General features: G+C 42.5%; 11 protein-coding genes. 5 read left to right on the plus strand and 6 right to left on the minus strand.

Annotated features, from left to right (window positions below):
- The first annotated feature begins 104 nt into the window (after positions 1-104).
- Together HT718_RS03220 and HT718_RS03225 are read left to right on the plus strand one after the other, a co-directional pair.
- Positions 105-806 carry an ABC transporter ATP-binding protein gene (locus HT718_RS03220; RefSeq protein WP_173267245.1) on the plus strand — a complete coding sequence of 234 codons (702 nt, stop codon included), beginning with the start codon at positions 105-107 and terminating at the stop codon, positions 804-806.
- 1 nt (position 807) lies between these two features.
- The gene (locus HT718_RS03225; protein ID WP_173267247.1) at positions 808-3,516 is read left to right on the plus strand and encodes an FtsX-like permease family protein; all 2,709 of its coding nucleotides are present in this window, start codon (positions 808-810) and stop codon (positions 3,514-3,516) included.
- 209 nt (positions 3,517-3,725) lie between these two features.
- Here the strand turns inward: HT718_RS03225 and tpx are convergent, their stop codons facing one another.
- From tpx to HT718_RS03245, 4 genes are all read right to left on the minus strand, one after another.
- Positions 3,726-4,217: a thiol peroxidase gene (gene tpx / locus HT718_RS03230; RefSeq protein WP_173267249.1), complete on the minus strand. Its 492-nt coding sequence runs from the start codon at positions 4,215-4,217 to the stop codon at positions 3,726-3,728.
- 121 nt (positions 4,218-4,338) lie between these two features.
- Complete coding sequence (gene psaA, locus HT718_RS03235) at positions 4,339-5,268, minus strand: metal ABC transporter substrate-binding lipoprotein/adhesin PsaA (protein WP_020900437.1); 930 nt, start codon at positions 5,266-5,268, stop codon at positions 4,339-4,341.
- 31 nt (positions 5,269-5,299) lie between these two features.
- Positions 5,300-6,148, minus strand: a complete 849-nt coding sequence (locus HT718_RS03240; RefSeq protein WP_000559791.1) for a metal ABC transporter permease — start codon at positions 6,146-6,148, stop codon at positions 5,300-5,302.
- Positions 6,145-6,867 (minus strand): metal ABC transporter ATP-binding protein, encoded by a 723-nt coding sequence (locus HT718_RS03245; RefSeq protein WP_049540018.1) that lies wholly within the window; start codon positions 6,865-6,867, stop codon positions 6,145-6,147. Before HT718_RS03245 ends, HT718_RS03240 begins: the two co-directional genes overlap by 4 nt.
- A gap of 177 nt (positions 6,868-7,044) precedes the next feature.
- On the opposite strand from HT718_RS03245, the gene pepO reads away from it, so the two are divergent.
- On the plus strand, positions 7,045-8,937 hold the full coding sequence (pepO, locus tag HT718_RS03250; protein ID WP_173267251.1) for an endopeptidase PepO: 1,893 nt from the start codon (positions 7,045-7,047) through the stop codon (positions 8,935-8,937).
- 239 nt (positions 8,938-9,176) lie between these two features.
- On the opposite strand, the gene HT718_RS03255 is transcribed toward pepO, so the two are convergent.
- Together HT718_RS03255 and HT718_RS03260 are read right to left on the minus strand one after the other, a co-directional pair.
- On the minus strand, positions 9,177-9,806 hold the full coding sequence (locus HT718_RS03255; protein ID WP_020900440.1) for an MBL fold metallo-hydrolase: 630 nt from the start codon (positions 9,804-9,806) through the stop codon (positions 9,177-9,179).
- Between the two features lie 229 nt (positions 9,807-10,035).
- Positions 10,036-10,299 (minus strand): hypothetical protein, encoded by a 264-nt coding sequence (locus tag HT718_RS03260; protein WP_000750452.1) that lies wholly within the window; start codon positions 10,297-10,299, stop codon positions 10,036-10,038.
- 344 nt (positions 10,300-10,643) lie between these two features.
- Here HT718_RS03260 and HT718_RS03265 point away from each other — a divergent pair, with 344 nt between their 5' ends.
- Both HT718_RS03265 and dtd read left to right on the plus strand, forming a co-directional pair.
- On the plus strand, positions 10,644-12,866 hold the full coding sequence (locus HT718_RS03265; protein ID WP_001123811.1) for a bifunctional (p)ppGpp synthetase/guanosine-3',5'-bis(diphosphate) 3'-pyrophosphohydrolase: 2,223 nt from the start codon (positions 10,644-10,646) through the stop codon (positions 12,864-12,866).
- A 29-nt stretch (positions 12,867-12,895) separates the two neighbouring features.
- Positions 12,896-13,339, plus strand: a complete 444-nt coding sequence (gene dtd / locus HT718_RS03270) for a D-aminoacyl-tRNA deacylase (RefSeq protein ID WP_000691419.1) — start codon at positions 12,896-12,898, stop codon at positions 13,337-13,339.
- Positions 13,340-13,356: the final 17 nt, after the last annotated feature.

Consider the following 13,356-nt stretch of genomic DNA (forward strand, 5'->3'; position numbering starts at 1 on the left):
AACTGCCTTTTTTGAAGGATTTGAAAATGTAAGCAGTTTCCAACTATTTGAAAAAGCGTTATAATGGTAGTAGGAAGTAATTTGTTTGAGAGAGGGTGGGTCTTATGGCTTATATTGAGATGAAACGCTGTTACAAGCGTTATCAGGTTGGGGACACAGAGATTGTGGCCAATCGCGATGTGAATTTTGAGATTGAAAAGGGTGAATTGGTTATCATTCTAGGTGCGTCTGGTGCAGGCAAGTCAACGGTTCTTAACCTTCTTGGGGGCATGGATACCAATGATGAGGGGGAGATTTGGATTGATGGTACCAATATTGCAGACTATAGTTCCCACCAGAGAACCAATTACCGTAGAAATGATGTCGGTTTTGTTTTTCAGTTTTATAATCTAGTGTCCAATCTGACTGCTAAGGAAAATGTGGAACTGGCTTCTGAAATTGTGACAGATGCCTTGGATCCTGAGAAGGTGCTGACAGATGTAGGTCTGGCTCATCGTCTCAATAACTTTCCAGCTCAGCTTTCTGGAGGGGAGCAACAGCGAGTCTCAATTGCACGCGCGGTAGCTAAAAATCCTAAAATTCTCCTTTGTGACGAACCGACTGGAGCCTTGGATTATCAGACGGGTAAGCAGGTTTTGAAAATTCTCCAAGATATGTCCCGTCAAAAGGGAGCGACGGTGATTATCGTGACTCACAATGGAGCTTTGGCGCCCATTGCTGATCGCGTGATTCATATGCACGATGCCAGTGTCAAGGATGTGGTGATGAACCAGCATCCTCAGGATATCGACAGTTTGGAGTACTAGTATGATCAAGCGAAAAACCTATTGGAAGGACTTAATTCAGTCCTTCACAGGCTCCAAGGGACGTTTTTTATCCATCTTAACCTTGATGATGTTAGGGTCTCTAGCCTTAGTAGGCCTCAAAGTGACTAGCCCCAACATGGAGGCGACCGCCAATGACTATTTAACGACTGCTCAAACCTTGGATTTGGCAGTTATGTCTAATTATGGTTTGGATCAAACAGATCAAGAAGAACTAGAACAGATAGAGGGCGCAGAGGTTGAGTTTGGCTATTTGACAGATGTGACTATGGAAAATGGGCAGGATGCCATTCGGCTGTACTCCAAATCAGAGCGAATTTCAACCTTTCAGCTAAGAGAGGGACGACTTCCTCAGTCCGACAAGGAAATCGCTTTGGCCACTCATTTGCAAGGCCAATACAGCGTGGGACAGGAGATTAGTTTTAAAGAAAAAGAAGAGGGTCATTCCTCTTTAAAAGACCATAGGTATACCATTACTGGTTTTGTGGATTCAGCTGAAATCCTCTCCCAGCGAGATATGGGCTACGCAGGAAGTGGAAGCGGGACTCTGACAGCCTACGGGGTCATTTTACCTGGTCAGTTTAATCAGAAAGTCTACAATATAGCTCGTTTGAAATATCAAGATTTGTCAGGTTTAAATGCCTTTTCATCAGCTTATGAAGAAAAATCCAAGCAACATCAGGAAGACCTTGAACAAGCTTTGTCAGATAATGGCAAGGCACGTCTGCAAGTCTTGAGAAAAGAAGGACAAGAGTCTCTAGACAAAGGCCAAGAAACCCTTGACAAGGCTGAGACTAATTTGCAGGAAGGCAAGCGTCGTTTAGCAGCAGCTCAAGCTCGTTTACAGGCTCAGGAAAGTCAACTAGCCTTGCTTCCTCAAGCTCAGAGAGAGCAGGCTAGTGCTCAACTTACCCAAGCCAAGCAGAAATTGAGCAAGGAAGAGGACAAACTAAAGCAGGCTGAACAAAATCTAGCCCAAGAAAAGGAAAAACTAGAAAAACATCAGCAAGTCTTGGATGATTTAGCTGAGCCCAAGTATCAAGTCTATAATCGGCAAACCATGCCAGGGGGTCAAGGCTTCCTCATGTACAGTAATGCTTCAGCCAGTATTCGGGCAGTGGGCAATATCTTTCCTGTAGTGCTTTATGCCGTAGCGGCTATGGTGACCTTTACAACTATGACTCGCTTTGTGGATGAAGAACGAACACATGCAGGTATTTTTAAGGCCTTGGGTTATCATAGCAAGGATATTATTGCCAAGTTTCTCCTTTATGGTCTAGTAGCTGGGACTGTAGGAACAGCTCTAGGTAGCATACTTGGACATTATTTACTAGCCAGTGTGATTTCAAGTGTCATTACAAAAGGCATGGTGGTGGGAGAAACCCAGATTCAGTTCTATTGGACCTATAGCTTACTGGCTCTTGGTTTGAGTTGGTTGGCGAGTGTGTTACCAGCCTATCTGGTGGCTCGGAGGGAACTTCATGATGAAGCAGCCCAGCTTTTACTGCCTAAACCTCCTGTTAAAGGAGCTAAAATCTTACTGGAGCGTATCGGTTTTATCTGGCGTCGTCTCAGTTTTACTCATAAGGTAACAGCTCGCAATATTTTCCGTTATAAGCAGCGGATGTTGATGACGATCTTTGGTGTGGCTGGTTCTATAGCCCTGCTCTTTGCAGGTTTGGGAATCCAATCCTCTGTAGCAGGAGTTCCGTCTAGACAGTTTCAACAAATCCAACAGTATCAGATGATTGTCTCTGAAAATCCTAGTGCGACTAATCAGGACAAGGCAGAGTTAGAAGAAGTGTTGAAAGGGCAGGATATCCAAGCTTATCAGAAAATCTATTCTAAAACGCTAGACAAGGATTTCAAAGGTAAGGCTGGTCTTCAAACCATTACCCTTATGATGACAGAGAAGGAAGATTTGACTCCCTTTATTCATCTGCAACATCATCAGCAAGAGTTGACATTAAAAGATGGCGTCGTTATTACAGCTAAACTTGCCCAGTTGGCAGGTGTCAAGGTTGGACAGACTCTAGAAATTGAAGGTAAGGAACTAACGGTCGCTGCTATTACTGAGAACTACGTTGGTCATTTTATTTATATGAGTCAGACTGACTATGAGCAAATTTACGGACAACTACCCCAAGCCAACACTTATTTGGTCTCGTTAAGGGATACCAGTGCTACTAGTATTGAAAGGCAGGCAGGTTTACTTATGAATCAATCTGCGGTGTCAAGTGTTGTCCAGAATGCTTCAGCCATTCGACTCTTTGACTCCGTCGCTAGCTCACTCAATCAGACCATGACCATCTTGGTTATCGTATCGGTTCTGTTGGCTATTGTTATTCTTTACAATCTAACCAATATCAACGTAGCTGAGAGAATCCGTGAACTCTCCACTATCAAGGTTCTTGGTTTTCATAATAATGAAGTCACTCTCTACATTTACCGTGAGACCATTGTGCTGTCCCTTATGGGAATCGTACTTGGTCTGGTATCTGGTTTCTATTTACACCAATTTTTGATTCAAATGATTTCTCCTGCGACTATTCTCTTTTATCCACAGGTAGGCTGGGAAGTCTATGTAATCCCAGTGGCAGCAGTAAGCATCATTTTGACCTTGCTTGGTTTCTTTGTCAATTATCATCTGAGAAAGGTTGATATGCTTGAAGCTTTGAAATCTGTAGAGTAATACTCTTCGAAAATCTCTTCAAATCACGTCAGCTATATCTACAACCTCAAAACAGTGTCTTGAGTAGCCTGAGGCTAGAGTCTTAGTTTACTCTTTGATTTTCATTGAGTATAAGGTAGTTGTTTTTAGCTGATTGAACTTATATTTACTCGTAAACAAAAATCCTCCGTTTCAAAGAGTAGGGAACTCTTTGTGACAGAGGATTTTTTCTATAGGACTTTAGCAGCTGCAATTGCGGCTTCGAAGTTTGGTTCAGAGTTGATATTGTCCACGTATTCAACGTAGCGAATAGTATTGTCAGTATCGAGGACAAAGACTGCGCGTGCCAATAGATGCCACTCATTGATTAAGAGGGCATAATCACGTCCAAAGGAATGGTCGAAATAGTCTGAGAGCATGATGGCATTTTCAATTCCCACAGCACCACACCAACGTTTTTGGGCAAAAGGGAGGTCCATGGAAACAGTCAAGACAACTGTATTATCCAGTCCAGCCAGTTCTTCATTAAAACGACGCGTTTGAGTTGAGCAGATGCCTGTATCGATAGAAGGCACGACACTCAAGACTTTTTTCTTGCCATCAAAATCAGCCAGAGATTTTTTAGAAAGGTCTGTTGTAGTGAGTGAAAAATCAAGTGCCTTGTCGCCGACTTGTAGTTGTTTACCTGTAAAGCTCACAGGATTTCCGAGAAAAGTTACCATAAGATACTCCAATCTTTTTTCTTCCATTTTAGCTGAAACAGTCGGAATTTTCCAATGATTTGACTGGAAATATGGGCATAGAAAAAACGCCAGCTCATGTGAGAATGACGTTTTTAGAGGCTTATTTTGCCAATCCTTCAGCAATCTTATCAAGGTTGTATTTCATCATGCTGTAGTAGCTGTCGCCTTCTTTACCTTGTTCTGCGATAGAGTCAGTAAAGATTTGTGCATAGATTGGGATGTTTGTGTCTTGTGAAACAGTCTTCATTGGACGGTCATCTACACTAGATTCTACAAAGAGTGAAGGAACTTTTGTTTGGCGAAGTTTTTCAACCAAGGTCTTGATTTGTTCAGGTGTTCCTTCTTCTTCAGTGTTGATTTCCCAGATGTAAGCACTTGGGACACCATAGGCTTTAGAGAAGTATTTGAATGCTCCTTCGCTGGTTACAATGAGTTTCTTTTCAGCAGGGATGTTATTAAATTTATCCTTACTTTCTTTATCAAGTTTGTCTAACTTATCAGTATATTCTTTGAGATTTTTTTCATAGAATTCCTTGTTGTTAGGATCTTTAGCACTCAATTGTTTGGCGATATTTTTAGCAAAGATAATTCCATTTTCAAGGTTAAGCCAAGCGTGTGGGTCTTCTTTTCCTTTTTCATTTTTTCCTTCAAGGTAGATAACATCAACGCCTTCGCTGACTGCAAAGTAGTCTTTGTTTTCAGTTTTCTTAGCATTTTCTACCAATTTGCTAAACCAAGCATTGCCACCTGTTTCAAGGTTGATACCGTTATAGAAAATGAGGTTAGCCTCAGAAGTTTTCTTAACATCTTCAGGGAGTGGTTCGTATTCGTGTGGGTCTTGTCCAATCGGAACGATACTGTGAAGATCAATCTTGTCACCAGCAATATTTTTAGTAATATCAGCGATGATTGAATTTGTAGCAACAACTTTTAGTTTTTGACCAGAAGCTGTATCTTTTTTTCCGTTAGCACATGCTACAAGAGCAATGACAGAAAGAAAGAGAACGAACAATGTACCTAATTTTTTCATTAGATCCTCCAATTTATTGGGGTTTTTCCCCTTATTTTAACAAATGTTTATTTTTCAGTTTCAAATATCGTTGTTTAGGAGAGATAAAGAAACTGATTAAGAAGAAGCTAGCAGCTGTAAGTACGATGCTAGAACCAGCTGCTAAGTTTAAACTATAGCCAATAAAGAGTCCCAAAACTGAAGCTGTAGCTCCAAAGGTTGAGGAAAGGAAAATCATACTTTTCAGGCTATTAGCATACAGATAAGCAGTTGCAGCTGGGGTAATCAGCATGGCTACAATCAGGATAGTTCCAACACTTTGCATGGCTGTCACAGACACGAGAGTCAGGAGTATCATGAGGAGGTAGTGATAGAAATTGACAGGCATTCCCATGGCTTTAGCCAGAAGTTCATCAAAGGAAGTTATCAAGAGTTGCTTGAAGAAAATCCAGATTAACAAGAGAATGACCGCCCCTACGCCCATAGTGATAAACATATCCGTATCTTGGACGGCTAGAATATTACCAAAAAGGATATGGAAAAGGTCAGTTGAACTTTTAGCGACACTAATCAAGATGATACCGAGGGCTAAGAAAGAAGAAAAGGTAATGCCGATGGCGGTATCGCTTTTGATAATCGAGTTCCCCTTGATGTAGGTAATGATGATAGCAGCTAGCAATCCAAAGACAATGGCTCCGATAAAGAAGTCAACGCCTAAGATGAAGGAGAGGGCTACACCTGGTAAGACAGCATGTGAAATAGCATCTCCCATGAGTGACATCCCACGTAGAATGATGAAACATCCCACAGCTCCAGCTACGACCCCGACGACAATAGCTGTTATCAAGGCATTTTGTAGGAAATGGAATTTTTGCAATCCATCGATAAATTCTGCAATCATAGGTCACCTCCATTGAAAAAGAGTCGATTACCGTAAGCTTCTTTGAGATTGGCTTCGGTAAAGGTTTCTTTGGTTGGACCAAAGGCAATCACTTCTCGATTGACAAGTAAGACTTGATCGAAGTAGTGGGAAACCTTGCTGAGGTCGTGGTGAACGATGAGAACCGTCTTACCAGCTTTTTTCAAATCTCTCAGCGTATTCATGATGATTTCCTCACTGACAGAGTCAATCCCAACAAAGGGTTCATCCAAGAGGATATAATCGGCTTCCTGCACCAAACATCTGGCAATCAAGACCCGCTGGAATTGACCTCCAGACAGTTGACTGATTTGACGTTCAGCGTAGTCAGCTAGGCCGACGATTTCAAGGGCTTCCTCTACTTTTTTCCAATGTTTAACATTTAAACTGCGAAAGAGAGGAATAGAGGGAAAGAGTCCTAGTGAGACACATTCCTTGACCTTGATGGGAAAGTTGTAGTCGATATTGATTTTTTGTTCGACATAGGCAATTCGGTGTAAGGATTTTTTAACTTCCTTGTCATCGAGAAATGCCTGACCTTGATGAGGGATAATTCCCAGCATACCTTTTAATAATGTTGATTTTCCAGCACCGTTTGGACCAATGATTCCGGTAATTGTTGGTCCTTGGAGCACTAGTGAAATATCCTTAAGTGCCAACGTTTCTTTGTAGGAGACACTGAGGTTTTCGATACGTATCATAAACTTATATTCCTCCTGACTCTTAATATACCTTAAAAAAAAAATTAAGTCAAGTTAATTTTTGAAAAAATTAAAATATTAACTGAAAAATGATGGAAAAGGAAAGTTTATTTTTAATTGCATTCCTGGGTAATTTTTGTTAAGCTAAAAACAAGTATAAATGAAAGCGAGAACAAGATGACACGTTATCAAGACGATTTTTATGATGCAATCAATGGAGAATGGCAGAAGACAGCTGAAATCCCAGCAGATAAGTCTCAAACGGGAGGTTTTGTTGATTTAGACCAGGAAATTGAAGACTTGATGTTGGCGACAACAGACAAGTGGTTGGTAGGAGAAGAGGTGCCTGAGGATGATATCTTGGCAAACTTTGTCAAATACCACCGCCTAGTTCGTGATTTTGACAAGAGAGAAGCTGACGGTATCACACCTGTCTTACCGCTCCTTAAAGAATTCCAAGAATTGGAGACTTTTGCAGATTTTACAGCTAGACTAGCAGAGTTTGAGCTTGAAGGAAAGCCAAATTTCCTTCCTTTTGGTGTATCACCAGACTTTATGGATGCCAGAATCAATGTTTTATGGGCTAGTGCCCCAAGCACGATCCTGCCAGATACGACCTACTATGCAGAAGACCATCCTCAGCGCGAAGAGCTCTTGACTCTTTGGAAAGAAACCAGCGCAAATCTCCTCAAGGCTTATGATTTCTCTGATGAAGAAATTGAAGACTTGCTAGAGAAAAGACTAGAATTGGACCGTCGAGTTGCGGCAGTAGTGCTCTCTAATGAAGAAAGTTCAGAGTATGCTAAACTCTACCATCCATATGCTTATGAAGATTTCAAGAAATTTGCGCCTGCCCTACCTTTGGATGACTTCTTCCAAGCTGTTCTTGGACAAATACCAGACAAGGTTATCGTAGACGAAGAACGTTTCTGGCAAGCCGCAGACCAATTCTATAGTGAAGAGGCCTGGCCTCTCCTCAAGGCAACCTTAATTTTAAGTGTTGTGAATCTCTCAACCAGCTATTTAACAGAAGAAATCCGTGTCTTGTCAGGTGCCTATAGCCGGGCGCTTTCAGGTGTTCCAGAAGCCAAAGACAAGGTCAAGGCAGCCTACCAGTTAGCACAAGGTCCTTTCAAACAAGCCTTGGGTCTCTGGTATGCCCATGAAAAATTCTCTCCAGAGGCTAAGGCGGACGTGGAGAAAAAAGTGGCAACTATGATTGATGTCTATAAGGAACGCTTGGCCAAAAATGACTGGCTGACTCCTGAAACTCGTGACAAGGCCATCGTCAAACTCAATGTCATCAAGCCTTATATTGGTTACCCAGAAGAATTGCCAGAACGCTACAAAGACAAGGTAGTGGATGAGACCGCTAGTCTTTTTGACAATGCTCTAGCCTTTGCGCGTGTGGAAATCAAGCACAGTTGGAGCAAGTGGAACCAACCTGTTGACTACAAGGAGTGGGGCATGCCTGCTCATATGGTCAATGCCTACTACAATCCACAGAAGAACCTGATTGTCTTTCCAGCGGCTATTTTACAGGCTCCTTTCTATGACTTGCATCAGTCATCTTCTGCTAACTACGGCGGTATTGGGGCAGTTATTGCCCATGAAATTTCCCACGCCTTTGATACCAACGGAGCTTCCTTTGATGAAAATGGTAGTCTCAAGGATTGGTGGACAGAGAGCGACTATGCTGCCTTCAAGGAGAAAACACAAAAAGTTATTGACCAGTTTGATGGACAGGATTCTTATGGAGCAACCATTAATGGTAAATTGACTGTGTCAGAAAACGTGGCTGACTTGGGAGGAATCGCAGCAGCCCTTGAAGCAGCTAAGAGGGAACCAGACTTCTCAGCAGAAGAGTTCTTCTACAACTTCGGTCGCATCTGGCGCATGAAAGGTCGTCCAGAATTTATGAAACTCTTGGCTAGCGTCGATGTGCACGCACCAGCCAAACTCCGTGTCAATGTGCAAGTACTAAACTTTGATGATTTCTTTACAACCTATGATGTCAAAGAAGGCGACGGTATGTGGCGTTCACCAGAAGAGCGCGTGATTATTTGGTGATGCAAAGAAGGAAGTAATCAGAAAAAGGCATCCAATCAGGTCTGAAAACTTGATTGGATGCCTTTTATAATGGAAAGACTTGCTGGATAGTTTACTTATACTCTTCGAAAATCTCTTCACCCACGTCAGCTTTATCTGCAACCTCAAAGCGGTGCTTTGAGCAACCTGCGGCTAGCTTCCTAGTTTGCTCTTTGTTTTTCATTGAGTATTAAATTGCAAAATTGATTGTCATCATCTTTCTAGAAAAAAGGATTGAAAGTTTTTTCGTGAGCAATAGTAGTAGCTGGACCATGCCCTGGATAGACGTCGTAGTTTGGTAGGGTGAAGAGTTGGGTCTGGATACTATGAAGGAGTTGCTCCATGCTACCAGTCGGAAGGTCGGTTCGTCCGATGGTTTCACGGAACAGAGCATCACCTGTCAAGACTAGGTGGGCATCAGGAAATACTAGGGAAACACCACCGATAGAATGACCTGGTGTTGGCAAGACAGTAAAGCGGAACTCTTCAATTTGATATTCTTCATGAAAGACAAAGGTGTGTTCAGCAGGTTTTGCGACCACATCCGCCATATCATCGTGGCGGGGAAGCCCAGAGAGATTATCGACAGGAGTATAGAGCCAGCTAGCTTCGCTCTCTGCGATATAGACAGGAGGATTTCCAAAAGTCTCGCGAACCAAGTCCAGACTCATGATATGGTCATAATGGGCGTGGGTCAGGAGAATAGCGCAGATCGGTTTGTTGATCTTCTCGATTGTCTGACGAATGGCTTCCCAATGGCTGCCAGGGTCGACGACGATGAGGTGCTTTTCACCTTCTAGGTAATAGGTGTTTTCATAGGCAACAGGATTCACGGTTTTATGGATTTTCATACTAGCTCCAATCTCAAAGAATGCACTAATACTCTTCGAAAATCAAATTCAAACCGCGTCAACGTCGCCTTGCCGTACTCAAGTACAGCCTGCGGCTAGTTTCCTAGTTTGCTCTTTGATTTTCATTGAGTATAAATTAAGTATAGCACAGTTGGGGAAAATAGGTAAGGATTTAGAATGAACTTAAAAACCAGCATGACTGGATGAAGACAGGCTGGTTATCAATTTATCAATATTGGAGAGGTGTCAATTGCCCTTCATAGGTTGCATAAACTCCGTCATTAGCTTGTTTGATAGATGTGATGTTTAGAGTGCCACCGTAGTTGGCTTCTCGTTTATCGCTATATTCACTATAAGTTATCCTATTGGGCAGGTTCTGGTCGTTAGCATAGTATTGAACGACTGTTTTTTTATAGCTTTGCTGGCTGAATAGGAACAGGTAGCTAACTCCTAACACTAGGAGAGCAAAGATAGAAATAGCAGTTTTTTTCATAGGTGTTCTCCTTATAAACTAAAGGATAAAAGAAAGTATCTTGAGGATTTTTAATTTCAAAATCCAGTCAAGGTACCAGTGTATGTGACACGAGTTCCACCGTTTATCTTTCGTATATTCAATGGAATTGGGGAAGTCAGAAAGTCTTTCGGTTACAATATGGTTTCCGTTCTTCTATCTCTCCTTCTATCACCTAAGTTTAAAATCTAACTTCGTAATATATTATAGACTAATAATTCAGAATTATCAAGCAATTCTGAATTATTTTTTTCTTATTCTGTTCCAATCTAGTTTTCATATTCTTAAAAAAGTGATAAAATGGTAGGAAGAATTGGAGAGTAGAGATGCCAAAAGAAGTGAATTTAACAGGCGAAGAAGTTGTCGCTTTAACCAAAGAATATTTAACGGAAGAGGATGTCCATTTTGTCCATAAGGCCTTGGTTTATGCTGTTGAATGCCATAGTGGTCAATATCGCAAATCAGGTGAGCCTTATATCATTCACCCCATCCAAGTGGCAGGTATTTTAGCCAAGCTCAAGCTGGATGCTGTAACAGTAGCTTGTGGTTTCTTGCATGATGTGGTGGAAGATACAGATGCGACCTTGGACGATTTGGAAAGAGAGTTTGGTCCTGATGTGCGCGTGATTGTCGATGGAGTTACCAAGCTCGGTAAGGTCAAGTACAAGTCTCACGAAGAGCAATTAGCGGAAAATCATCGCAAGATGCTCATGGCCATGTCTGAGGACATCCGTGTTATCTTGGTCAAACTGTCTGACCGCTTGCACAATATGCGGACCCTGAAACATCTTCGAAAAGACAAGCAGGAGCGTATTTCCAAAGAAACCATGGAAATCTATGCCCCACTTGCCCATCGTTTGGGGATTTCCAGTGTCAAATGGGAATTGGAAGACCTATCTTTCCGTTACCTCAACCCAACGGAGTTTTACAAGATTACCCATATGATGAAGGAAAAGCGTAGGGAGCGTGAGGCCTTGGTGGATGAGGTGGTCACAAAATTAGAGGAATATACGACGGATCATCACTTGAGAGGGAAGATTTATGGTCGTCCCAAGCATATTTACTCTATTTTCCGCAAAATGCAGGATAAGAGAAAACGGTTTGAGGAAATCTATGACCTGATTGCTATTCGCTGTATTTTAGATACCCAAAGTGATGTTTATGCCATGTTGGGTTATGTGCATGAACTTTGGAAACCCATGCCTGGTCGCTTTAAAGACTATATCGCTAACCGCAAGGCCAATGGTTACCAGTCTATCCATACGACTGTTTATGGGCCAAAAGGGCCGATTGAATTCCAGATTCGAACTAAAGCCATGCACGAGGTGGCTGAGTACGGGGTTGCGGCTCACTGGGCTTATAAGAAAGGCGTTAAGGGGCAGGTTAACAGCAAGGAATCAGCTATTGGGATGAACTGGATCAAGGAGATGATGGAGCTCCAAGACCAGGCTGATGATGCCAAAGAATTTGTGGACTCGGTCAAGGAAAACTATCTGGCTGAGGAGATTTACGTCTTTACCCCAGATGGAGCTGTCCGTTCACTTCCAAAAGATTCAGGACCGATTGACTTTGCCTATGAAATCCATACAAAAGTCGGAGAAAAAGCAACTGGTGCTAAGGTCAATGGTCGTATGGTTCCACTGACAACCAAGCTCAAGACAGGGGATCAGGTTGAAATTGTTACCAACCCGAACTCCTTTGGGCCGAGCCGTGACTGGCTTAACATGGTCAAGACCAGCAAGGCCCGTAACAAGATTCGTCAGTTCTTTAAAAATCAAGATAAGGAATTGTCTGTCAACAAGGGTCGTGAGATGTTGATGGCCCAGTTCCAAGAAAACGGCTATGTAGCCAATAAATTCATGGACAAGCGCCACATGGACCAAGTTCTACAAAAGACCAGCTACAAGACAGAAGAATCCCTCTTTGCGGCCATTGGTTTTGGCGAAATTGGTGCGATTACCGTCTTTAACCGTCTGACTGAAAAGGAACGTCGTGAAGAAGAACGTGCCAAGGCCAAGGCGGAAGCAGAAGAACTTGTCAAAGGTGGCGAGGTCAAGGTTGAAAACAAAGAAACCCTCAAGGTCAAGCATGAGGGTGGTGTGGTCATTGAAGGTGCCTCAGGTCTCCTCGTGCGGATTGCCAAGTGTTGTAATCCTGTTCCTGGTGATGATATTGTCGGCTATATCACTAAGGGGCGTGGTGTGGCTATTCACCGTGTGGACTGTATGAACCTGCGTGCCCAAGAAAACTACGAGCAACGTCTCCTTGATGTGGAGTGGGAAGACCAGTATTCAAACTCAAATAAGGAGTATATGGCTCATATCGATATCTATGGTCTCAACCGTACAGGACTGTTGAACGATGTACTGCAAGTTCTTTCAAACACAACCAAGAACATCTCAACGGTCAATGCCCAACCAACCAAGGATATGAAGTTTGCTAATATCCATGTGTCCTTCGGCATTGCTAACCTCTCGACGCTGACCACGGTCGTAGATAAGATTAAGAGCGTACCAGAGGTCTATTCTGTTAAACGGACCAACGGCTAATTGGCCTAGCTCTTACTAGAAAGGCTATTATGAAAATCATTATCCAACGGGTTAAAAAAGCCCAAGTGAGTATCGAAGGTCAGGTTCAGGGAAAAATTAATCAGGGACTCTTATTGCTGGTTGGTGTTGGACCAGAGGACCAAGAGGAAGATTTGGACTATGCTGTGAGAAAACTGGTCAATATGCGGATTTTTTCAGATGCAGAAGGCAAGATGAACCTGTCTGTCAAAGATATTGAAGGAGAAATCCTCTCTATTTCTCAGTTTACCCTCTTTGCGGATACTAAGAAAGGCAATCGTCCAGCCTTTACAGGTGCAGCCAAGCCTGATATGGCATCAGACTTCTATGATGCATTCAATCAAAAATTAGCGCAAGAAGTGCCCGTTCAGACAGGCATCTTTGGAGCGGATATGCAGGTTGAGCTGGTCAATGATGGGCCAGTTACCATTATCCTAGATACTAAAAATAGATAAGAAAGACCAAGCCCAGC

Origin of the sequence: Streptococcus sp. 714, from assembly GCF_013277115.1 — a bacterium.
GTDB lineage: Bacteria > Bacillota > Bacilli > Lactobacillales > Streptococcaceae > Streptococcus.